Here is a 20,787-nt window from a genome sequence, read left to right on the forward strand (position 1 = left end):
CTCGGCTGGCAGGTGCCCGTGCAGGGCTTTTCGACGCTGGCGCTGGTCGCCGCGAGCGCCGCTGATACGATCGCCGAAGCCGGCGGCGCGCTGATCGTGATGGAAGGCGGTCACGGCCAATGGTTCGTCCAGCCCTTTGCCGCCGATCTGTCCCCGCGCGCGGACCTCTGCTCGCTTCTGCCCGACGAGGCGGTTCTGCGGACCGAAGAACTCGTCGTCGGCAACCGCGCCGAAGCGTTCGTGACGCGCCGGGGTTCGGGGCGCGCGCTGGCGACGCTTCCCGATGCGCGGGCTTTCCTTCGCCTGCCGCCGGCGGCGCTTTTCGGCCCGCCGAGCCCGATCTACGGACGCGCACCCGATGCCAAGCCGATGGCGGCAATGGTATGACCGCCGACGTTCGCCTCGCCACCGCGCGCGTCGGTGACCTTGCGGCAGTAATGCGCGTCATGGATGCCGCGTTCGATCCGGCCTATGGCGAGGCGTGGAGCGGCGCACAGCTCCTGACCCTGTTTGCGCTGCCCTCGGCGCGCGTCTGCATCGCCTGGAATGGCGACCGACCGTGCGGTTTTTCTGCAGCACGGATTGCGGGCCCTGAAAGCGAATTATTGTTGCTCGCGGTCGATCCGTCGTTCCGTGGTCGCGGTATTGGCGCGTTACTGATCGATGATTGGCAGGCGTGGGGCGCGGAACAGGGCGCCGAGGATTATTTTCTGGAAATGCGCGCCGACAATGACGCGGCGCATCTGTACGGGCGTGCCGGTTTTTCGGAATGCGGTCGCAGGCCCGCCTATTATCGCGGCAACGATGGCGCCATTCGCGACGCGGTCACAATGCGGCGGTCGAGCCGACAGGACGGGACGAAGTGATCTTCATTGCGGAATTCCATCCAAAGTGGCAGTAATCCGCTCGGCAGGACAAGAATATCAATATTCGCCGGCCGCTTTCTGCCTAATATAATCAAGGAATAGTCTCATGTCCGATCCAGCCGACACCAATGAGATGCTCGTTACGCTGACCGCCGACATTGTCGCGGCCCACGTCAGCAACAACAGCGTCGCCATTTCGGATCTCTCCCTGTTGATCAACAATGTCCATGCCGCCCTGTCGGGTCTCGGAAGCGAACCGGTGGTCGAGGAAAAGCTCGTGCCCGCGGTTTCGATCCGTACGTCGGTCAAGCCCGACTTTATCGTCTGCCTCGAGGACGGGAAAAAACTGAAAATGCTGCGCCGTCACCTGATGACGCATTATGGCATGACTCCCGACGACTATCGCGCGAAGTGGGGCCTTCCCGCCGATTACCCGATGGTCGCGCCCAATTATGCCGAAAAGCGCCGCGCGCTGGCCAAGGAAATCGGCCTCGGGACCAAAGGCCGTGGCGGCGGCCGCAAGCGCAGGAAAGTCTGACGCTTCGTCTCGCGCCCCTCATGGGCATGAGAGGGCGGCGCCGTCAGGTGCCGCCCTTGTCCTATCGGCGGTGCGACCCTATACAGTTGTCATAAAGAAATGACACGGCTGCATCTGCAGGAAAGGCCCGCATGTCCGGTACCATCGATCTCGAAGCTCTCTGCCACGAAAAGGGGCTGCGCATCACCGAGCAGCGCCGCATCATCGCCCGGGTGATCTCCGATTCCGAAGATCATCCCGACGTCGAGACGCTTTATGAACGCGCGTCGAAGATCGACAGCGGCATCTCGATCGCCACTGTTTACCGTACCGTGCGCCTGTTCGAGGAAGCGGGCATTCTCGACCGCCACGACTTTGGCGACGGACGCTCGCGCTATGAAGCCGCGCCCGAAGCGCATCACGACCACCTCATCGACGTCGAAACGGGCAAGGTCATCGAATTCGTCGATCCCGAACTCGAAGCCTTGCAAAAGGTGATCGCCGAACGGCTGGGCTTCCGCCTCGTCGATCATCGCATGGAGCTTTATGGTGTCTCCCTCGATCGCAAGCGCGACTGATCGCGCATCGATCACCTGGCGAACGGTCGCTCGCCTCACCTTGATGGTGCTGGCGCTGCTTTTCCTGATCGTTCCCCACCTCCTTTACCGCGCCGCCGGTCGCCCGTCGCCGATGGTCATGGCCTTTCTCAACGCGGCCGGCTGGATCGCGGGGCTTCGTATCCGCACGACCGGCACGCGGCTCCGGCGCGACGTGCTGTTCGTGTCGAACCATGTCAGCTGGCTCGATATCCTTGCACTGGGCGGCGCGGCGCGTTCGGCTTTCGTATCGAAGGCAGAGGTCGGGACGACGCCGCTCGTCGGCTGGCTCGCCGATCAGAACCATACGATCTATATCCAGCGCGAAGCGAAGCGCGAAATCCATAACCAGGCGAATGACCTCAGAAACGCGCTCGCGCGCGGTCGGCCGGTCACGCTGTTTCCCGAAGGTACGACGGGACCCGGTGACGGCTTGCTGCCGTTCCGCGCCTCGCTGTTCCAGGCGGTGATCCCGACGCCGCCCAACCTTCGGGTCCAGCCAGTCTTCCTCGACTATGGCGCCGAAGCGGGTGACATCGCATGGCTCGATCCCGAATCGGGGCTGGGCAATTTCAAGCGCCTTCTCGCGCGTAAACGCCCGATCCTGCTGACGATCCATTATCTAGACCCACTGCCCGACGCGGCCGAGCACGACCGCAAGGCGATCAGCGAAGCCGCGCGTGCCGCGATCGCCGGTGAAATTGCGCGGCCTTCCGCCGCGGCGCTGCATCGCCTATAGCGAGCCGATGAAGCCCGACTCTCCCGCAAAATCCCCCAAGACCTTCCACGTCAAATCCTTCGGTTGCCAGATGAACGTCTATGACGGCGAGCGCATGGCAGAGATGCTGGGTGCCGAAGGCTATGTCGCCGCAGCCGACGGCGCCGACGCCGACCTTGTCGTGCTCAACACCTGCCACATCCGCGAAAAGGCGGCAGAGAAGGTCTATTCGGACATTGGCCGGCTGAAACGCGCCGACGGCAGCCGCCCGACGATCGCGGTCGCCGGCTGCGTCGCGCAGGCCGAGGGCGCCGAAATTGCACGCCGCGCACCTTCGGTAGATGTCGTCGTCGGCCCGCAGGCGTATCATCGCCTGCCCGACCTGATCGCGCGCGCCGAAAAGGGCGAGAGGGCGGTCGACCTCGACATGCCGGCGATGAGCAAGTTCGGAGCGCTGCCGAAACGTGCGGGTGGCCAGCGCCCTACCGCCTTCCTGACCGTGCAGGAAGGCTGCGACAAATTCTGCACCTATTGCGTCGTGCCCTATACGCGCGGCGCCGAGATCAGCCGGCCCTTCGCCGACCTTATCGCCGAGACGCGCGCGCTCGTTGCTGGCGGCGCGCGCGAAATCACGCTGCTCGGGCAGAACGTCAATGCGTGGGATGGCGAGGATGACAGGGGCAGGGCGATCGGCCTCGATGGGCTGATCCGCGAACTGGCGCGCGAGGACGGGCTCGAACGCATACGCTACACCACGAGCCACCCCAACGACATGACCGACGGGCTGATCGCCGCGCATGGCGAGATCGACAAGCTCATGCCTTTCCTCCACCTGCCGGTGCAGGCGGGCAGCGATCGCATCCTCGCGGCGATGAATCGCAGCCATAGCGTCGAAAGCTATCTTCGCGTCATCGAGCGGGTCCGCGCCGTACGTCCCGACATCGCGATCTCGGGCGACTTCATCGTCGGCTTCCCCGGCGAGACCGACGCGGATTTCGAAGCGACGCTCGATATCGTCCGCGCAACCAATTACGCGATGGCGTACAGCTTCAAATATTCGCGTCGCCCCGGCACTCCCGCCGCTACGATGACCGACCAGATCGACGAAGCGGTGCTGAACGACCGCCTCCAGCGGCTTCAGGCCCTGCTCAACGAGCAGCAGCGGGCGTTCAACGAGGCGACCGTCGGTCGCACGACGCGCCTGCTCCTCGAACGCAAGGGCAAGCTCGAGGGTCAACTGATCGGCAAGTCGCCATGGCTTCAGTCGGCGCATGTCATCGCGCCGGGGCTTAAAATCGGCGACATGGTCGATGTCCGCATCGTCTCGGCCGGCGCCAACAGTGTCGGCGCCGAGGCGCTGATGGAAGAGGTCGCCTAGTGCGACCGACGGAAGCTGTCTCCTCGAAGACACACTCCGTCTCCTTCCGTCGCATTCCCGTCCCGCAAGTCATGGACTCCCGCCCTGGCGGGAGTACAGTCATGCCGTCGATCGAAGGAGCCTTGCCCATATGTCCAAACGCCCGCTGACCGCCTCCACCCCCGCCGAACCCGGCGACCGCGTCCGACTGACCGCGGAATTCGAGCGAACGCAGCTTTTGGGCATTCTTTTCGGCGAATTCGACCGCAATCTCGTCGCGATCGAAAACCGCCTCGGCGTCTATATCTCCGCTCGCGGCAACCGCGTGCAGATCGAGGGCGAAGCCGAAGCCGCGGCGCGTGCGCGCGACGTCCTCACCGACCTCTACAACCGCATCGAACAGGGACAGGAGGTCGACACCGGCATGGTCGACGGCGTGATCGCCATGTCGGCGCAACCCACGCTCGCCGGCATCATTCGCCACGACAAGGACGAAGCGGCGCCTGTGGTGATGATCCGCACGCGCAAGAAGACGATTGTCCCGCGCGCCCCGTCGCAGGTTCCCTATATGCAGGCGCTGGCGCGCGACGAGGTGATCTTCGCATTGGGTCCGGCGGGCACGGGCAAGACCTATCTCGCGGTCGCGCAGGCCGTTGCACAACTCATCACCGGCAGCGTCCAGCGCCTCATCCTGTCGCGGCCCGCGGTCGAGGCGGGCGAGAAGCTGGGTTTCCTTCCCGGCGACATGAAGGAAAAGGTCGATCCCTATCTGCGCCCGCTCTACGACGCGCTCCACGACTGCCTGCCCGCCGAGCAGGTCGAACGCCGAATCGCGTCGGGCGAGATCGAAATCGCGCCGCTCGCCTTCATGCGCGGCCGCACGCTGGCCGATGCCTTCATCATCCTCGACGAAGCGCAGAATACGACGATCCCGCAGATGAAGATGTTTCTGACGCGCTTTGGCATGAACAGCCGCATGGTGATTTGCGGCGACCCCAAACAGGTCGATTTGCCGGTCCCGGCTACCTCGGGACTTGCCGACGCGGTCGCGCGTCTGGAAGGCCTTGAGGGCATCAACGTCAGCCGCTTCACCAGCGCCGACGTCGTCCGTCACCCGATCGTCGGGCGGATCGTCGAAGCCTATGAAGGGCCGGGATCCTAACTCCGCAAAGCGTCATTGCGAGCGCAGCGAAGCTATCCAGAGCGTTAACAAGTCGCTCCGGATAGCTTCGCTGCGCTCGCAATGGCGGAATCTGTTCCGCGATCCATTTTACGCGAACGATTCGCAATAGCATATTGACCCTCTGATCTGGCGCGCGTAGAGCGTCGCTATTGCGAGTCAATCGCAATCTATCAGGGGAAGAAAATTGAACATCCAACGTTTGCCGTCCATATCCCGCCTTGCCGCAGGAAGCGCGCTGGGCCTTGCGCTCGCCGCGACCGCCTCGCCGGTCTTTGCGCAGGACAATGACGGCGAATATTGGGTGTCGCTCAAGAATCGCATCGTCGTCACGGCGACGCGCACCCCGGTGAAGGCCGAGGATATTCCGGTCACGGTCACGGTGAAGAGTGACGAGCAGATTGCCGACGAACTCGTCACCGACATCCGCGACCTCGTCCGTTTCGAACCTGGCGTCAGCGTCCAGCGCCAGCCCGCGCGTTTCGGCGCCGCACTCGGCGCAACCGGCCGCGCCGGAAACGATAGCTTCAACATCCGCGGCATCGGCGGCAACCGCGTGCTGATCCAGGTCGACGGCGTGCGCGTTCCCGACGGTTTCAGCTTCGGTGCGCAGGCGTCGGGGCGCGGCGACTATGTCGATCTCGGTCTCGTCAAATCGGTCGAGATTCTGCGCGGTCCGTCGTCGGCACTCTATGGCAGCGACGGTCTTGCCGGCGCGGTCAGCTTCGTTACCTCCGACCCCGTCGATTTCATCAAGCCGGGCAACAATATCGGCGGTTTGCTTCGCGCGAGCTACAACAGCGCCGACGAGGAGTTCAGCGAAACTGCGATCCTTGCGGGCCGCAGCGGCGACTGGTCCGTCATGGCCGCTTACACGCGCCGCGATTACAAGGAACTCGACAACAAGGGGACCAATCCCGGCACGATCGGGCCGACGCGGTTGTCGGGTCTGCGCGAGGGCACCGGCCCTTTCCGCACACTTCCCAATCCGCAGGACGGTCGGTCGGACGCGGTGCTCGCCCGGATCGTCTATTATCCGGCGAACGGACATAAGCTGCGCCTGACCGGCGAGTATCTCGACACGCACCTTTATACCAATGGCCTGACCGGGGTGACCGCGACGCGCACCGCGCTAGGTGCCATTACCTCGAGCGTCGACCGGCTTGAAGGCTTCGACAGCGGCGAACGCAAGCGCGTCTCGCTCGACTGGAGCTGGGAAGGCGAGGGAGCGATCGATTTCGCGCGCGTCGCGCTTTACTGGCAGAATGGCGAGGACAGTCAGTACACCGAGGAAGATCGCACGCCGGCCGCCGATCGCACGCGCCTCAACACTTTCGAAAACCGCGTCATCGGTGCTGCCGCCGACGCGCGTGCAGATTTCGCGACGGGCGCGATCGCACACCGCTTCGTCTTCGGTGGCGATATCAGCAAGACGCGCCAGCGCGGCCTGCGCGACGGTACGATCCCTCCCTTTGGCGAGACCTTCCCGACGCGCGCCTTTCCGAGCACGGACTTCACGCGTGCCGGCCTGTTCGCCGGTGACGAGATATCGATCGCCGACGGTCGGTTGCTTCTGTATCCGGCGGTGCGCTTTGACTGGTACGACCTGTCGCCCGATGACGATCCGCTGCTGCCGAGCTTCGCTGGCGCGAAGCAGGACGGTTCGCGCGTCTCGCCGAAATTCGGCGCGGTCTGGAAACTGACCGACGAGGTGCGCCTGTTCGCCAATTATGCAACCGGGTTCAAGGCGCCCGAACCGGGACAGGTGAACCAGTTCTTCTCCAACCCGGCCTCGGGCTACACCTCGATCCCGAACCCCGATCTGGGGCCCGAGCGCAGCGAAAGCTTCGAGGGCGGGCTGCGCTTCTCGAGCGACGCCATCAGCTTCGATGTCACGGCCTTTTCGGCCCGGTACAAGGATTTCATCAGCCAGGAGATCGTTGGCGGAAGTTTTACGCCGGCCGATCCGGCCATCTATCAATTCGTGAATCTCGATCGCGTCCGGGTCAAAGGGGCCGAGGCGCGGTTCGAGGGGCGAGCGTCGTCCGGCCTGTATACGACGCTCGCCCTATCCTGGGCGAAGGGTGACGTGATCGACCCCGACGGCGCTCGCTCGCCATTGTCGACGATTGATCCGCTCAAGCTTGTCGCCGGTGTCGGCTATCGCGAGCCCGCCGGCCGCTTCGGCGGACAGATCATCATGACGCACAGCGCGCGCAAGGAAGCGTCGCGTACCGAGGGGCTTTGTACGCCCGAATGCTTCCGTCCCGACGGCTTCACCATTCTCGACGCCACCGCGTTTGTCCGGGTGATGGACGCGCTGACGCTGCGCGCGGGCGTCTTCAACATCCTCGACAAGAAATACAGCTGGTGGAGCGACGTTCGCGGTCTTGGCACGACGACGATGGTCGGCGCGGAGACGGTTCCGACCGCATGGATCGCCGACGCCTATACCCAGCCCGGCCGCAACGCGAGCGTGTCGCTGAGCTTCCGCTTCTAATCAAAACAGAAGGACTGCACCGATGAAAACCTCTCGCAAGATCACCGCTGGCCTGTTGTTGCTCGCGGCCGCGCTGCCCGTCGCAGCCCCGGCCCATCCGCCGATCGCGGCCGAGGCCGCCGCCGCCAGTTTCGAACAGGACCGCGCCGACATCCTCGCGATGGCGGGCAATTACCGCGTCAGCTTCAACATGCAGGAATCGACGCGCTGGGACCCGAATTACGAAGTTCTCGAACCGAAGCGCTCCGGCGGTAACGAAGTCGTCCGCGTCATCGAGGACACGGGCCGCAAGATCGTGCTGCAGCACATGCTCGTCATCACCGGTGATGACGACAAGAGCATGATCATCAAGCATTGGCGGCAGGACTGGGAATATGAGCCCGCGAAGCTGCTCGTCTATTCGGATCGCAATACATGGGCGTGGGAAGACGTTCCCGAAAGGATGCGCACCGGTCGCTGGTCGCAGACGGTCTGGCAGGTCGACGACAGCCCGCGGTACGGCGGCTGGGGCCAGTTCGAGACGCAGGGCGGGGTCCGCCGCTGGCGCTCGAACTGGACTTGGCGCCCGCTCGCGCGCCGCGACGCCGTGCGCAATCCGGTGTATGATCGCTACCTCTCGATCAACCGCCATCAGCCCAGCCCCGATGGCTGGGTCCACTGGCAGGACAACACGAAAATGGGAACGAAGGACGGCAAGCTCGTTCCGATCGTTCAGGAATATGTCCTCAACACCTACATCAAATACGATCAGTATGATGTGAAGGCGGCCGACGATTATTGGGCCGCTACCAAGGATTATTGGGCGGCGGTGCGCGCCGAATGGGACCGCGTCGCCGCTGCCAAGGGCGGCATCGCGATCAATGAGGAAGCACAGACCGGTACCGTGATCAGCGGCCGTCTGCTCGAAATGGCCGACGAGGTTCAGGAAAAGAAGCTGACCACGGCCAAGGCGATCGCCGAAGCGAGGAAGCTCATCGAGGCGAACACCCGCAAGCTTTAAAGACCTTCACCATGTGAAGCCCGAAACCGGGGGCGGTGCGAAAGCACCGCCCCCGGTTTCTTGTCCGGCTTATTTCTTCGCGCCGTCAACGCTCCAGATGCCCGCACCGCGCGTCGCGATAAACAGGAAGATGAAGCAGTAAAGGATGATCGTCTCGCCGCCATTGACGATCGGATAGAGGTCCTTGCTGCCGTGCGCGACCCAGTATCCCACCGCCGCCATGCCGCTGGCGATGAAGGCTGCCGGGCGCGTCAACAGGCCGATGACGATCAGCCCGCCCGCGACCAGTTCGATCGTCCCTGCGGCATAGAGCATCGGGTTCAGCGGCATCGGAAAGGCAGCCGGAAAATTGAAGAACTTCTGGACGCCATGCGCCAGAAACAACAGTCCTGCGACGATGCGCAGCAGTGCATAGGCCTGTTCGCCAAATCCATCGAGAAACTTCACAACCATTCCCCTCCTGCCCAAACAGGGGATGATGCTAGTGCAGCTTCGCGGGGCCGCAAAGCGCATTATCCGAAACCCTGTGTTTCCAAAGTCTTGGTCCGGGGTCGCATGGAAAAACGAGCGTCCGATGCGAATTTTTTCGCGGCGCATGTCACATCCGCCGCACGTGGCTCGTCATGTCGATACACCCCCTGAAAGGAGACATGAGATGACCAAGGTATCCGACCCCTACGCCGCCGCGCCGCACCTGATGAAACAGTGGATGGCGGTTTCGGTCGCCGCCCAGAACAGCCTCGAGCCAGCCCTGATCGAACTGGTGAAGATCCGTTCGTCGATCCTCAACGGCTGCGCCAATTGCATCAACATGCACACTGCCGAAGCGCGCGCAAAGGGCGAAACCGAACAGCGCATCTACCTGCTGTCGGCTTGGCGCGAAGCCCCGGTCTTCACCGACCGTGAACGCGCCGCGCTGGCGTGGACCGATGCCTTGACCATGCTGTCCGGAGGGCACACACAGAAAGATACCAAGGATGCGCTCGAAACGCATTTCACGCCGGAGGAACAAGTGAACCTGACCGTGATGATCAACGTCATCAATGGCTGGAACCGTATCGCGGTCGGTTTCGGCCTCTGGTACGAAAACGGCGTGCCGAAGGCTGCCTGATGACCCCTGAAGGTATCCGGAACGGCGTCGATGCAGCGGACGCGGCGGTCAGTTTCGACCCGCTGCGTCCGCTCCTAACCCGCGTCGCCTATCGCATGCTCGGCTCGGTCGCCGATGCCGAGGATGTGGTGCAGGACGCCTTCATCCGCTGGCTCGGCACCGACCGCGATGCGGTGCGCGAACCCGCGGCGTTCCTGCGCCGGACTGTAACGCGGCTCTGCCTCGACCAGATCAAGTCGGCGCGGAACCAGCGCGAGACCTATATCGGCCCCTGGCTCCCTGATCCGCTCGTCGAGGAGGAAGAGGAGGACGACGTCACGCTGCCGCTGATGCTCGCGCTCGAACGCCTTTCACCGCTCGAACGCGCCGCCTTCCTGCTTCATGACGTCTTCGGCGTCGAGTTCGAGGAGGTCGCGAAGACGATCGATCGCGATCCTGCCGCGACGCGCCAGCTCGCCGCGCGGGCACGAACCCACGTTCGCGACGCGCGCCCGCGCTACAAGCTCGAAAAGGAGCAGGGCCTCCAGATCGCCAATGCCTTTTTTGCCGCTTCACGCAGCGGCGACATGCAGGCGCTCGGCGCGCTGCTTGCTGCCGATGTCGGCATGTGGGCGGATGGCGGCGGCATGCGTCCCGCCGCGACGGGGCCGGTGCTCGGTCATGGCATCGTGTTGAAGCTGCACCGCAGCCTCGCGGTACTGATGGGAAAATATGGCTCGACGCTGGTTCATACCGGCATGATCAATGGCCTGCCGGGGTTCGTGACGCGCGAGGCCGACGGCGAACTCCAGACGACCGCGCTCGAGATCGAGGACGGCAAGGTCACGGCCATCTATATCATGCGCAACCCCGACAAGCTCCGGCACATGCACTAGGCCGCGATGCGAAGCGCTCCCGCTGCGACGAACAGGATTGCCGACAGAAAGCACGCCGCCGTCCGTATCGAATTCCACATGGTCCATTCGTTCAGGTAGCGCGCCCACAGCGTGGCCGTTTCGGGTGTTCCCGCCGTGCTCGCGGTCAGCGCGTTGTTAAGCGGCACGTTGAAGATCATCGTCACCACGTCGCAGCCGAGTATATAAACAAGCGCGGCGGCGAGGATCAGCTTTCCGTCGAGTGTATCTAGCGATCCCGGCGATAACGCACCAGCGACAAGGCAGAGAAGCCCGGTCCCGAACAGCGCGGTCATGAAGGCGGGATTGATTACCGTGACGTTGATCGCATTCATCGCTGTGACGCCCTGTTCGGGCGAAAGGCGTCCGAGCCCGGCCATGATGAAGTTCGAAAAGGCGAAGAATACGCCGCCGACCAGCGCCGCGCCGAACGCGGCGGTGAAACTCAGCCCGGTGACAAGATTCTCTGCCATCATCTTCCTCCCTGCCGCGCCGTCAGGCGATAGGTGATGCGATACAGGTCCATCGACGCCGCCCCGCCGCGCCGGCCCGAAAAGGTCAGCCAGCCCGGCGCCGACCAGTCGAGCATCGGGCCATAGCTGTTGCCGACCGGATCGTTCACTGCGAGCGGCAATATCACGCCGGCGTCGTGACGGCCATCGGTCGCGGTCGCGGCAAACAGGTCGATGCGGTTGTCCTGCATGCTCGGCGCGCGGGCAAAGACAAGCGTTCGGCTGTCCTCCAGGAAAGTCGCGTCGAATTCGTCGGCTTCGGTGTTGATCGATCCGGCGAGTGGCATTGCCGCCGCAAAGCCACCCGCCCTCGTTCGCGCGGTATAAAGGTCGTGCCGGCCCGCGCCCCCGGACCGATCGCTCGAAAACAACAGCAATCGCCCGTCGGGTGACAACATCGGTGCGAATTCGCTCGCCGCGCTGTTCACCTCTGGTCCCAGATTTTCGGGCGTGCCGAAGCCCGCCCTTGTCATCGCGACGCGATAGAGATCGTCCTTGCCCGAGCCGCCCGGCCGGTCAGAGCAGAAATAGACGAAGCGACCGTCGCGCGAAAAGGCGGGGTCGAAATCGCGCCCCGGCGAATTGAACGAAACGGGCGTCGCGGTGGACCAGCCGGAGAGGGACCGGTGTGACATCCAGATATCATATCCACCCGCGCCGCCCGGACGGTCGCGGCTGAACCACAGCGCGGTCCGGCCGTCGGGGCTGATCGTCAGCCGGATTTCCGAATGGGCGGTCGATGCAATACCGGGTGCGAACATCACGGGCTCGCCGACGATCTCGACTGCGGGGACCGCGAACAACAGGGCTGCACCGAGCGTTGTCCAGATCATCTCACGCCCTCCGCTCGAAATCGCTGATCCAGCTGGTTTTCCGGCTTGCGTTGCCATCGGTCGGAAAGATCCGCTCCCGGGCGCGCCGCCTGCGCCCGCGCGGGCGGACCGAGCGACGCACCGTCGCCGGTGAGGAGTGTCGCTTCGCTAAGCTTGCGCCGGTCGGACGAAAGCGAAGAGGGGATCATGGGGGCCTCCAATGTGGATTGTTCGGGAACAACGCCGGCCTGCCTCATTGCTGACGCTTGGACGACGCGAAGATTTGGCGTAGAGGCTAAATCAGACTTATGGTCCGCGACGATAAACTTCCGCCCTTGCCCTCGATCCGTGCCTTCGAAGCGGCTGCGCGGCTCGAAAGCTTTTCGCGCGCCGCGCATGAGCTTGGCACGACCGCGGCGTCGGTCAGCTATCATGTCCGCCAGCTCGAACGGCAGACCGGGCTCCACCTGTTCGTCCGCCATCCGCACAAGGTTGCGCTGACCGCGGCGGGTGCGGCGATCGCGCGCGAGGCGACGGCCGCCTTCGCGGTGTTGCACGCCAGTTTCGTGACGGCCCAGGATCAGGACGAGGCCCGGTTGTCGCTCACGACCCTGCCGACCTTCGGAACGAGCTGGCTGACCCCGCGGCTCGGCCTGTTCCGCGCCGCGCACCCCGACATCGCGATTGAACTCGAGCTGTCTGCCGAGCCGCAGGCACTGGGCGACGGGCGGTTTGATGCTGCGATCCGCCATGGCCTTGGCGAATGGCGTGGCCTCAGAAGCGTTCATCTTTTCCCGGTGGTTTTTACCCCGCTGTGCGCGCCTGCGCTCCGCGAAGCGGCGGGCGGGCTTGACGATCCGGGCCGCCCGCTCGATGTGCCGCTGCTCGGCCGGCCCGACTGGTGGGCGCTCTGGTACCGCGCGCTCGGGGTTGTTCCCGGACCGCCGCCCGAGCGCTTCGGCACCAGTCTCGCCGCTGAACATATGGACATCGCGGCCGCAGTCGCCGGCCACGGGATCGCGATGGGGTCGCCGCTCCTTTTCCGCGACGAAATCGCCTCGGGCCGCCTCGTTCCGGCGCACGACCTCGTCGCGGGCGACGGCTGCGCTTTCTGGTTCGTCTATCCCGTCGCGCGCCTGCAAAGCATGAAGATCGCCCGCTTTCGCGACTGGCTGTCCGATGCCGCCGCCGCCGAGGTCGCGCATGCGCGGGACATTGTCGAGTGTGCGGTCATTCTCGACCCCTGAACGCCGCCAAATATCACTGTCCTATAAAATCGCGCCGCGATACGAGGCGGTGATGAGAAGCTTTCGACCCTACGCCGCAGACGCCCACCGGAAACGGGCGCACGCAATGTCAATCGCGAGTGAAGTTGCACAGCTTTCCGTCGGTTTTCGTTTCGGAGTTTGTGCATGCTGAGCGTCGAAACCCACGCCGCGACGCCTTGGCCCGACGCGCTCGATTGGGAAGCGCGGGCAGGGGAGGCCGCCGCCGCCGCGCTCGCGCTGACGCCTTTCGCTTCGCTCGCCGACGCCGCGCCGCTCGTCGAGATCGCTGTCCGGTTGACCGACGATGCCGAAGTGCACGCGCTCAACCGCGATTTTCGCGGCAAGGACAAGCCGACCAACGTGCTGTCCTTTCCGCAGGTGCAGAACGACCTGCTCGACGGACTCGCGAACAGCGACGATGGCGAAATCCTGCTCGGCGATATCGTGCTTGCGCGAGAAACCTGCGCGCGCGAGGCCGGGGAAAAGGGGGTTTCGATCGTCGATCACGCGACGCATCTGATCGTTCACGGCACGCTTCATCTCGTCGGATACGACCATATGGACGACGTGTCCGCCGCCGCGATGGAGGCGCTGGAGGTGAAAGCACTTGCATCGCTGGGCATCGCCAATCCATATGCGGATCAGGACTAACTGAGGACAAAGCCGGATATATGCCCGACGACCAGGGATCTTCGAACCGATCGGAAGAGGACAGTAGTAGACCCGGACTGCTGTCCGGGCTGAAGAACCTGCTGTTCGGCGGCGACAAGGAACCGTCGCTGCGCGAACAGATCGAAGAGGTCATCGACGAGGCCGAGGAAGAAGGTCAGGAACGGCGCGGCAGCAATATTGTCGGTGACCTGTCGCCGATCGAGCGCAAGATGCTGCGCAACCTCCTCCATTTCGGCGAACAGACGGTCGACGACGTCGCAGTGCCGCGCGCCGACATCATCGCGATCCCCGAAAGTGCGAGTTTCGCCGACGTCGTCGCGCAATTCGCCGATGCGGGGCACAGCCGTCTGCCCGTATATCGCGAGAATCTCGACGAAGTCGTCGGCATGATTCACGTCAAGGATGTGTTCGCCGTGCTGGCGGAGGGGCGCGCGCCGCCGCCTTTGCTCGACCTGATCCGCCAGCCGCTCTACGTCCCGCAATCGATGGGCGTGCTCGACCTGCTCGCCGAAATGCGCGCGAAGCGTACGCACCTCGCCATCGTCATCGACGAATATTCGGGCACCGAAGGCTTGCTGACGATCGAGGATCTGGTCGAAGAGATCGTTGGCGAAATCGAGGACGAGCACGACGACGAACCCACGGCGCTGTTCGCTCCCGGGGAGAATGGCTGCTGGGAAGCCGATGCGCGCGCCGAACTCGACGACGTCGGCGAAGCGATCGACCCGCGGCTTGCCGAGGTCGAGGAGGACGTCGATACGCTCGGCGGCCTTGCCGCGGTGCTCGCGGGGCATGTGCCCGAAGTGGGCGAGATACTCGTCCACCCGAGCGGCTGGCGGCTGGAGGTCACCGAGGCTGACGAGCGCCGTGTCCATCGCCTCCGGCTCCATCCGCCGGTCGAGGTCGATCTCGAGGCGCCGCTGGAGCGCGGCGAAGAATTTTGACGCAATTGCCTTTGCAACGCTAAGGGATTAGGCGAGGCCGGATGGAAGTTTCCGACCTTCGCATCGCCCTGTTCAGCGGCAATTACAACATGACCACGGACGGCGCGAACAAGGCGCTGAACCGTCTCGTCGGCTATCTTCTGGCGCAGGGCGCGGCGGTGCGGGTCTATTCGCCGACCGTTGCCAATCCCGATTTCGAACCGACCGGCGACCTCGTCAGCGTGCCGTCCGTCGCGATTCCGGGCCGCAGCGAATATCGCATTCCGGTGAGTTTCTCGTCGCGGGTGCGCGAAGACATCACGCGATTTGCGCCGAACATCGTCCATATCTCAAGTCCCGACCGCGTATCGCGGCAGGCGGCGGCGTGGGCGCGGCGTCGGCGGCTTCCCGTCGCCTGTTCGGTGCACACCCGCTTCGAAACCTATTTCCGCTATTACAACCTGTCGTTCCTCGAGCCGGTAATGGTCGCCTGGCTGCGCAAGCTCTATCGCAAATGCGACGCGCTGATCGCGCCGTCCGAAAGCTTTGCGCAGGTGCTCCGCGAACAGCGGATGAACTATGACATCGGCATCTGGACCCGCGGGGTCGAGCAGGCGATTTTCAACCCCGGCCGCCGCGACGTCGCTTGGCGCCGCGCGCTCGGCATCGGGGACGACGTGCCCGCGATCGCCTTTCTCGGGCGGCTTGTGATGGAAAAGGGGCTCGACGTCTTCGCCGATGCCATCGACGTTCTCGCGCGGCGCGGCGTACCGCACAAGGTCGTGGTGATCGGCGAGGGGCCGGCGGGCGAATGGTTCGAATCGCGCCTGCCGAACGCCAGTTTCGTCGGCTTTCAGGGCGGCGCCGATCTCGCCCATGCGCTCGCGTCGTGCGACATCTTCTTCAACCCTTCGGTGACCGAGACCTTTGGCAATGTGACGCTCGAAGCCATGGCGTGCGGTCTGCCCGTGGTGGCTGCGCGCGCGACGGGCAGCGCGAGCATCGTCAAGCACGGTCAGACCGGCTATCTCGTCGAGCCCGGTTCGATCACCGGCTTCGCCGACCACCTCCAGCGCTATTGCCGCGATATCCAGCTTCGCGCCGAGCATGGCGCGGCGGCGGCGCTCGAAAGCGGTGCCTATCAATGGGACGCGATCAACCAGTCGGTCGCCGACACCTATTTGCGCCTGATCCGCCAGAAACAGCGGCGCGCGGGCTGAGGTCGCGGTGGCCGGGGATCTTTTCGGCGACGATGTGCCGGCCGCACAGCCGGGGGGCACGACGGGCCCGGTGCCGCTTGCCGAACGCCTGCGTCCGCGCACGCTGGCCGATGTCGTGGGGCAGGAGCATCTGACCGGCCCCGACGGCGCGATCGGCCGGATGGTTGCGGCGGGTCAATTGTCGTCGATCATCCTCTGGGGGCCGCCGGGGACGGGCAAGACAACGATCGCGCGCCTGCTCGCCGAGGCGGTGGGCATGCGGTTCGCGCCGCTTTCGGCGGTGTTCTCGGGCGTCGCCGACCTCAGGCAAGCCTTCGCCGAAGCCGAAAAGATGGCGGCGGCGGGGAAGCGGACCCTGCTTTTCGTTGACGAAATCCATCGCTTCAATCGCGCGCAACAGGACGGGTTCCTGCCCTATGTCGAACGCGGCACGGTGGTGCTCGTCGGTGCGACGACCGAAAATCCCAGCTTTGCCCTGAACGCGGCATTGCTTTCGCGCGCGCAGGTGCTGGTGCTCCATCGGCTCGGCGAGGCGGCGCTCGGTACGCTGATCGGGCGTGCCGAAGCCGAGATCGGGCAGCGTCTGCCCGTGACTGACGAAGCACGCGCGTCGCTGATCGCCAGCGCCGATGGCGATGGCCGTTTTCTGCTCAACCAGGTCGAGACGCTGTTCTCGGTAACGATCGACGCACCACTCGATCCGGCCGAGCTCGCGCAATTCCTCCATCGGCGGATGCCCGTCTACGACAAGGATCGCGACGGCCACTACAATCTGATCTCGGCGCTGCACAAGGCGCTGCGTGGATCGGACCCGCAGGCGTCGCTCTACTGGCTCGCGCGCATGCTTGTCGCGGGTGAAGAGCCGCTCTACGTTCTGCGCCGGATCACGCGCTTTGCGAGCGAGGACATCGGTCTCGCCGATCCGCAGGCGCTGGTGCAATGTCTCGCCGCGAAGGACGCCTACCAGTTCCTCGGTTCGCCCGAGGGTGAGCTCGCGATCGTTCAGGCGTGCCTCTATTGCGCGACCGCGCCGAAATCGAACGCCATATATGCTGCGCAAAAGGCTGCATGGGCTGCGGCGCGCGAGACCGGCAGCCTCGCGCCGCCCGCGAACATCCTCAATGCGCCGACCAAATTGATGAAGGACCTCGGCTACGGCGCTGGCTACAGCTACGACCATGACGCACCCGACGGCTTTTCCGGCGACAACTACTGGCCGGAAGAAATGGCGCCGGCCCAATTCTATCGTCCGGTCGATCGCGGGTTCGAAAAACGGATCGCCGAACGGCTCGCATGGTGGGATGACCGGCGGCGCGAGAGGGGCGGCGAATGATGCCGAAGTTCGATAGCTGGGACGATGTGGTCGCCTTCGCCTGCGCGCTCCCCAATGTCGAAATGCTCTCTTTCTATGGCACGCCCTGCCCCAAGCTGAACGGCAAGGCGCTCGTCTCGCCCGGCCGCGAGCCGGGAAGTTTCGCCGTGATGTGCAAGCCCGATGAAAAGGAAATCCTGCTTGAAACCGACCCCGACACATTCTGGCAAACAGCGCATTACGAAGGCTGGCACGCCCTTCTGGTCCGCTTCGGTTCCCGCGACCCCGAACGCGTCGCCAACGTCATCCGGCGCGCATGGTGGGACCGCGCGAAAAAGGGACAGCGTCAGGCGTTTGGCGAGCGGCCCTGAAATGCTGCGCCACCTGATCGGCGCCGCGGTGCTTGTCGCCGCGTCGCCCGGGGTCGCGCAGGCGCCCGCCACCGCGCCCGCTGCCGAACTCCATCGCGCTTGGGCGGCAGGCTATCGCGCGGCATTCACCTGCTCGTCGCTCTGGAACGGCGGCGGCAAGTCGCTTGCCGATATCGAGCGCGACGAGCTGACCGGCATCTACCCCGAGATCGAGTCCGATGTTCGCGCGCTGAAAGCCGATGTCGATACCGGTGCAAAGCGGGTGAGCGTGCGCTATCGCGACGACATGCCCCCGCGGGTCGCCCGATGGGATGCGCGCGATGGCTGCATCACGCTGCCGATCGGTGCGCAGGCGACGCCGCCGACTCAGGCAGGCGTGCCGGCCCGGCCCGATCTGGACGATCAGACCTGGCCGCTGGGCGACCGGCCCGCGCGCGTCGGCATGCCCGCGGGCGTCTCGCCTTTTGCCGAGGTCTCGATACGCCGGGACAGTTTCGGCGGCCGCACCAGTTCGCTATTGATCGTCAAGCAGGGCCGGATCGTGGCCGAATGGTATCAGCCGGGGCACGACCTGCACACCGCGCAGCGCACCTTCTCGGTTGCCAAGTCGATGGCGGCGACGCTCGTCGGACATGCGGTGCTCAAGGGCCAGATCGACGTGACCAAGCCCGCGATGATCGCCGAATGGCAGACGCCCGGCGATCCGCGCGCCGCGATCACCACCGAACAGCTGCTGCGCATGGCGTCGGGTCTCACTAGCGACACTGCCGGTAATCGCACCGATGCCGTCTATATGGGCGGCGCGTCGGTGCGCCAGTGGACCACGCAATGGCCGCTTCTGAACGCGCCGAACACGCGGTATCGCTATGCCAACAACGATACGATGCTTGCGATACTGTCGCTGAAAGCCGCACAGGCGAAAGCGGGCGAAGCGTTGAACCCCCGCGCCTTTTTCGACCGGCTCGGCATGACGCGCACCTTTGTCGAGCGCGACAAGGACGGCGATTATATCCTGTCGAGTCAGGTATGGACCACGGCCCGCGATCTCGCGCGGCTGGGGTTGCTCTATCAGAATGACGGGTTGTGGAAGGGCGAGCGCCTGCTCCCCGAAAACTGGAGGACCTTCGTCACGACGCCGAGCGGGCCGCAGCCCGACCGGGACTTCGGCTATGGCGCAGGCTTCTGGCTGTTGAACAAATCCGACGGCATTCCCGCCGACGCCTTCGGCGCCTTCGGCAATCGCGGCCAATATCTGGTGGTCGTTCCGTCGCGCCAGCTCGTGATCGTTCGCCAGGGCTATGACGACGACGAGAACCGCCTTGACATCGCGGCGCTCGTCAAGGCGGTCGTGGCTGCCGACCGGGCCGGCTGACCCTATTCGAAGGGCGGGTAGCGCTCGAACGCGGGCAGGCTATCCAGCCTTTCCATCCAGCCGATACGATCGGCGGTCTGGATTTGCGCCTGCGCCGGGATCAGGTCCGGGTCGTCGAGCGTCGCGCTCTGGACGTCGATCTGCCCCGGGAAAATGGCTTCGTTCGTATAGAAAAGCCCGGTGCCGCAGTCGGAGCAGAAATGGCGGCGGCCATGTTCGGACGAGGCATAGATCTTGGCGGTGCCGCTGATGTCGATCGCGTCCTGCCCGACGAGCGCCCAGCCGACCATCGGTGCGCCGGCGTGGCGGCGGCAGTCGCTGCAATGGCACAGCGCATGATGTTCGACCGCGGTCGACATCAAATAACGAATCGCGCCGCAATGACACTGGCCGCTGGCACGGGACGCTTGTTCGGACATCATCTCTCTCCTCGAAGAATCGAAATGAGAACATATCATAAACATCGTCGTATCGGCAACGCCCCGCAGCCCGACGTTAGCCCGGAATTAACCACAAGCTTCTAAACGGGGCAGGAATTTTCAGGAGCTTTCATGGACCAGCGCGAACCCGGGGTGATGGCGTGAAGCTTGTCATCCAGATACCCTGCTTGAACGAAGCCGGCGACCTTCCCGCGACGCTGGCGGCGTTGCCGCGCAAGATCGCCGGGATCGACAACATCGAAATTCTCGTCATCGACGACGGCAGCACCGACAACACCGCACAGGTGGCGCAGATGTGGGGTGTGCAGCATATCGTCCGGCATCGCACCAACCGCGGTCTCGCCGCCGCCTTTCAGTCGGGGATCGATGCCGCGTTGCGGGCGGGCGCCGATATTATCGTCAACACCGATGCCGACGGCCAATATGCCGGCGAGGATATCGAAACGATCGTCCGCCCGATCCTCGACGGCCGTGCCGATATCGTCATCGGCGATCGCGGCGTCGCGGACAATGCGCATTTCGGCCCGGTAAAGCGGCGGCTGCAGCGGCTCGGCAGCGCGATCGTCCAGCGTCTGGCCAATGTGCATGTTTCGGACGCGGTCAGCGGTTTCCGCGCGATCAGCCGCGAAGCGGCCCACCGGCTCAACATCACCACCGAATTCAGCTATACCACCGACATGCTGATCCAGGCCGGGCGCAAGCGCCTCGCGATCGTCAGCGTGCCGGTACGCACCCATGCGACCTTGCGCCCTTCGCGGCTGTTCAGATCGATCCCGCGCTTCATCGTGAACACCGGCATCACGATGGCGCGTGCCTATACGACCTACAATCCGCTGCGGGCCTTTGTCGGGCTCGGTCTTGCGATCGGATTTTTCGGCCTGTTGCCCGTGCTGCGATTCCTGTGGTTCTGGGGCAATGGCGACGGCGACGGGCACGTCCAGTCGCTCGTCATCGGCGGAGTGCTGCTGGTTCTCGGCGCGCTCGTGATCGTCTTTGGCATTCTTGCCGATCTCATGGCAACGAACCGCAAGCTGATCGAGACCAGCCTGACGCGGCTGCGCGATATCGAGGCACGGCTCGATGCGGCGGAGGCTCCCGTCGCGGAGGGCGCTGGCGACCGCTCGGGTCACCGGAAAGTCGCCTGAAT

The 20,787-nt window shown here is 64.5% G+C and carries 22 protein-coding genes and 1 pseudogene; 19 read left to right on the forward strand and 4 right to left on the reverse strand.

The window, feature by feature from the left end; genetic code table 11:
• From VN047_RS19770 to VN047_RS19810, 9 genes and pseudogenes are all read left to right on the forward strand, one after another.
• Positions 1 to 387, forward strand: a pseudogene (locus VN047_RS19770) (tRNA (adenosine(37)-N6)-threonylcarbamoyltransferase complex dimerization subunit type 1 TsaB); the annotation flags it as partial.
• The gene (locus VN047_RS19775; RefSeq protein WP_325545723.1) at positions 384 to 866 is read left to right on the forward strand and encodes a GNAT family N-acetyltransferase; all 483 of its coding nucleotides are present in this window, start codon (positions 384 to 386) and stop codon (positions 864 to 866) included. The pseudogene VN047_RS19770 and the gene VN047_RS19775, both read left to right, overlap by 4 nt.
• A 106-nt stretch (positions 867 to 972) precedes the next feature.
• On the forward strand, positions 973 to 1,404 hold the full coding sequence (locus tag VN047_RS19780; protein ID WP_325545725.1) for a MucR family transcriptional regulator: 432 nt from the start codon (positions 973 to 975) through the stop codon (positions 1,402 to 1,404).
• A 131-nt stretch (positions 1,405 to 1,535) separates the two neighbouring features.
• Entirely contained in the window at positions 1,536 to 1,961 is a 426-nt protein-coding gene (locus tag VN047_RS19785; RefSeq protein ID WP_053553931.1) for a Fur family transcriptional regulator, read from the forward strand.
• Positions 1,930 to 2,718, forward strand: coding sequence for a lysophospholipid acyltransferase family protein (locus VN047_RS19790; RefSeq protein WP_325545729.1), 789 nt, complete (start codon positions 1,930 to 1,932; stop codon positions 2,716 to 2,718). The genes VN047_RS19785 and VN047_RS19790 overlap by 32 nt, the downstream gene beginning before the upstream one ends.
• 7 nt (positions 2,719 to 2,725) lie before the next feature.
• Entirely contained in the window at positions 2,726 to 4,075 is a 1,350-nt protein-coding gene (miaB, locus tag VN047_RS19795; RefSeq protein WP_325545732.1) for a tRNA (N6-isopentenyl adenosine(37)-C2)-methylthiotransferase MiaB, read from the forward strand.
• 130 nt (positions 4,076 to 4,205) lie between these two features.
• The gene (locus VN047_RS19800) at positions 4,206 to 5,216 is read left to right on the forward strand and encodes a PhoH family protein (RefSeq protein ID WP_325545734.1); all 1,011 of its coding nucleotides are present in this window, start codon (positions 4,206 to 4,208) and stop codon (positions 5,214 to 5,216) included.
• Between the two features lie 205 nt (positions 5,217 to 5,421).
• Positions 5,422 to 7,734 carry a TonB-dependent hemoglobin/transferrin/lactoferrin family receptor gene (locus VN047_RS19805; RefSeq protein ID WP_325545736.1) on the forward strand — a complete coding sequence of 771 codons (2,313 nt, stop codon included), beginning with the start codon at positions 5,422 to 5,424 and terminating at the stop codon, positions 7,732 to 7,734.
• A gap of 22 nt (positions 7,735 to 7,756) precedes the next feature.
• Positions 7,757 to 8,734: a DUF6607 family protein gene (locus VN047_RS19810; RefSeq protein WP_325545738.1), complete on the forward strand. Its 978-nt coding sequence runs from the start codon at positions 7,757 to 7,759 to the stop codon at positions 8,732 to 8,734.
• Between the two features lie 69 nt (positions 8,735 to 8,803).
• Here VN047_RS19810 and VN047_RS19815 read toward each other — a convergent pair whose 3' ends face one another.
• Positions 8,804 to 9,187 carry a DoxX family protein gene (locus tag VN047_RS19815; protein ID WP_325545740.1) on the reverse strand — a complete coding sequence of 128 codons (384 nt, stop codon included), beginning with the start codon at positions 9,185 to 9,187 and terminating at the stop codon, positions 8,804 to 8,806.
• 202 nt (positions 9,188 to 9,389) lie between these two features.
• Here VN047_RS19815 and VN047_RS19820 point away from each other — a divergent pair, with 202 nt between their 5' ends.
• The gene (locus VN047_RS19820) at positions 9,390 to 9,845 is read left to right on the forward strand and encodes a carboxymuconolactone decarboxylase family protein (RefSeq protein WP_325545742.1); all 456 of its coding nucleotides are present in this window, start codon (positions 9,390 to 9,392) and stop codon (positions 9,843 to 9,845) included.
• On the forward strand, positions 9,845 to 10,720 hold the full coding sequence (locus VN047_RS19825) for a sigma-70 family RNA polymerase sigma factor (protein ID WP_325545744.1): 876 nt from the start codon (positions 9,845 to 9,847) through the stop codon (positions 10,718 to 10,720). Before VN047_RS19820 ends, VN047_RS19825 begins: the two co-directional genes overlap by 1 nt.
• On the opposite strand, the gene VN047_RS19830 is transcribed toward VN047_RS19825, so the two are convergent.
• Positions 10,717 to 11,211, reverse strand: a complete 495-nt coding sequence (locus VN047_RS19830) for a DUF1772 domain-containing protein (protein ID WP_325545746.1) — start codon at positions 11,209 to 11,211, stop codon at positions 10,717 to 10,719. The two genes, VN047_RS19825 and VN047_RS19830, sit on opposite strands and share 4 nt — an antisense overlap.
• On the reverse strand, positions 11,211 to 12,083 hold the full coding sequence (locus tag VN047_RS19835; RefSeq protein WP_325545748.1) for a hypothetical protein: 873 nt from the start codon (positions 12,081 to 12,083) through the stop codon (positions 11,211 to 11,213). Before VN047_RS19835 ends, VN047_RS19830 begins: the two co-directional genes overlap by 1 nt.
• A 287-nt stretch (positions 12,084 to 12,370) precedes the next feature.
• On the opposite strand from VN047_RS19835, the gene VN047_RS19840 reads away from it, so the two are divergent.
• From VN047_RS19840 to VN047_RS19870, 7 genes are all read left to right on the forward strand, one after another.
• Positions 12,371 to 13,309 carry a LysR substrate-binding domain-containing protein gene (locus VN047_RS19840; protein WP_325545750.1) on the forward strand — a complete coding sequence of 313 codons (939 nt, stop codon included), beginning with the start codon at positions 12,371 to 12,373 and terminating at the stop codon, positions 13,307 to 13,309.
• A 165-nt stretch (positions 13,310 to 13,474) separates the two neighbouring features.
• The gene (gene ybeY / locus VN047_RS19845) at positions 13,475 to 13,981 is read left to right on the forward strand and encodes an rRNA maturation RNase YbeY (protein WP_325545752.1); all 507 of its coding nucleotides are present in this window, start codon (positions 13,475 to 13,477) and stop codon (positions 13,979 to 13,981) included.
• Between the two features lie 20 nt (positions 13,982 to 14,001).
• Positions 14,002 to 14,946, forward strand: a complete 945-nt coding sequence (locus tag VN047_RS19850; RefSeq protein ID WP_325545754.1) for a hemolysin family protein — start codon at positions 14,002 to 14,004, stop codon at positions 14,944 to 14,946.
• 41 nt (positions 14,947 to 14,987) lie between these two features.
• Complete coding sequence (locus VN047_RS19855) at positions 14,988 to 16,145, forward strand: glycosyltransferase family 1 protein (protein WP_325545755.1); 1,158 nt, start codon at positions 14,988 to 14,990, stop codon at positions 16,143 to 16,145.
• A 7-nt stretch (positions 16,146 to 16,152) separates the two neighbouring features.
• Positions 16,153 to 17,478 (forward strand): replication-associated recombination protein A, encoded by a 1,326-nt coding sequence (locus VN047_RS19860; protein ID WP_414712738.1) that lies wholly within the window; start codon positions 16,153 to 16,155, stop codon positions 17,476 to 17,478.
• Entirely contained in the window at positions 17,475 to 17,828 is a 354-nt protein-coding gene (locus VN047_RS19865; protein ID WP_325545757.1) for a hypothetical protein, read from the forward strand. Before VN047_RS19860 ends, VN047_RS19865 begins: the two co-directional genes overlap by 4 nt.
• A 1-nt stretch (position 17,829) precedes the next feature.
• Positions 17,830 to 19,200, forward strand: a complete 1,371-nt coding sequence (locus tag VN047_RS19870; RefSeq protein WP_325545758.1) for a serine hydrolase — start codon at positions 17,830 to 17,832, stop codon at positions 19,198 to 19,200.
• Positions 19,201 to 19,202: 2 nt separating this feature from the next.
• On the opposite strand, the gene VN047_RS19875 is transcribed toward VN047_RS19870, so the two are convergent.
• Complete coding sequence (locus tag VN047_RS19875) at positions 19,203 to 19,619, reverse strand: GFA family protein (protein WP_325545772.1); 417 nt, start codon at positions 19,617 to 19,619, stop codon at positions 19,203 to 19,205.
• A gap of 188 nt (positions 19,620 to 19,807) precedes the next feature.
• Between VN047_RS19875 and VN047_RS19880 the strand changes: the two genes are divergently transcribed.
• Positions 19,808 to 20,785: a glycosyltransferase family 2 protein gene (locus tag VN047_RS19880; protein ID WP_325545760.1), complete on the forward strand. Its 978-nt coding sequence runs from the start codon at positions 19,808 to 19,810 to the stop codon at positions 20,783 to 20,785.
• Positions 20,786 to 20,787: the final 2 nt, after the last annotated feature.

This window comes from Sphingopyxis sp. (assembly GCF_035565275.1).
Lineage (GTDB): Bacteria > Pseudomonadota > Alphaproteobacteria > Sphingomonadales > Sphingomonadaceae > Sphingopyxis.

Coding starts and splice junctions, on each gene's coding strand:
- VN047_RS19825 (WP_325545744.1), top strand. CDS start 9,845: ATGACCCCTGAAGGTATCCGGAACGGCGTCGATGCAGCGGACGCGGCG.
- VN047_RS19865 (WP_325545757.1), top strand. CDS start 17,475: ATGATGCCGAAGTTCGATAGCTGGGACGATGTGGTCGCCTTCGCCTGC.
- miaB (WP_325545732.1), top strand. CDS start 2,726: ATGAAGCCCGACTCTCCCGCAAAATCCCCCAAGACCTTCCACGTCAAA.
- VN047_RS19780 (WP_325545725.1), top strand. CDS start 973: ATGTCCGATCCAGCCGACACCAATGAGATGCTCGTTACGCTGACCGCC.
- VN047_RS19840 (WP_325545750.1), top strand. CDS start 12,371: ATGGTCCGCGACGATAAACTTCCGCCCTTGCCCTCGATCCGTGCCTTC.
- VN047_RS19875 (WP_325545772.1), bottom strand. CDS start 19,619: ATGTCCGAACAAGCGTCCCGTGCCAGCGGCCAGTGTCATTGCGGCGCG.
- VN047_RS19870 (WP_325545758.1), top strand. CDS start 17,830: ATGCTGCGCCACCTGATCGGCGCCGCGGTGCTTGTCGCCGCGTCGCCC.
- VN047_RS19810 (WP_325545738.1), top strand. CDS start 7,757: ATGAAAACCTCTCGCAAGATCACCGCTGGCCTGTTGTTGCTCGCGGCC.
- VN047_RS19775 (WP_325545723.1), top strand. CDS start 384: ATGACCGCCGACGTTCGCCTCGCCACCGCGCGCGTCGGTGACCTTGCG.
- ybeY (WP_325545752.1), top strand. CDS start 13,475: ATGCTGAGCGTCGAAACCCACGCCGCGACGCCTTGGCCCGACGCGCTC.
- VN047_RS19850 (WP_325545754.1), top strand. CDS start 14,002: ATGCCCGACGACCAGGGATCTTCGAACCGATCGGAAGAGGACAGTAGT.
- VN047_RS19855 (WP_325545755.1), top strand. CDS start 14,988: ATGGAAGTTTCCGACCTTCGCATCGCCCTGTTCAGCGGCAATTACAAC.
- VN047_RS19830 (WP_325545746.1), bottom strand. CDS start 11,211: ATGGCAGAGAATCTTGTCACCGGGCTGAGTTTCACCGCCGCGTTCGGC.
- VN047_RS19800 (WP_325545734.1), top strand. CDS start 4,206: ATGTCCAAACGCCCGCTGACCGCCTCCACCCCCGCCGAACCCGGCGAC.
- VN047_RS19790 (WP_325545729.1), top strand. CDS start 1,930: ATGGTGTCTCCCTCGATCGCAAGCGCGACTGATCGCGCATCGATCACC.
- VN047_RS19820 (WP_325545742.1), top strand. CDS start 9,390: ATGACCAAGGTATCCGACCCCTACGCCGCCGCGCCGCACCTGATGAAA.
- VN047_RS19815 (WP_325545740.1), bottom strand. CDS start 9,187: ATGGTTGTGAAGTTTCTCGATGGATTTGGCGAACAGGCCTATGCACTG.
- VN047_RS19835 (WP_325545748.1), bottom strand. CDS start 12,083: ATGATCTGGACAACGCTCGGTGCAGCCCTGTTGTTCGCGGTCCCCGCA.
- VN047_RS19785 (WP_053553931.1), top strand. CDS start 1,536: ATGTCCGGTACCATCGATCTCGAAGCTCTCTGCCACGAAAAGGGGCTG.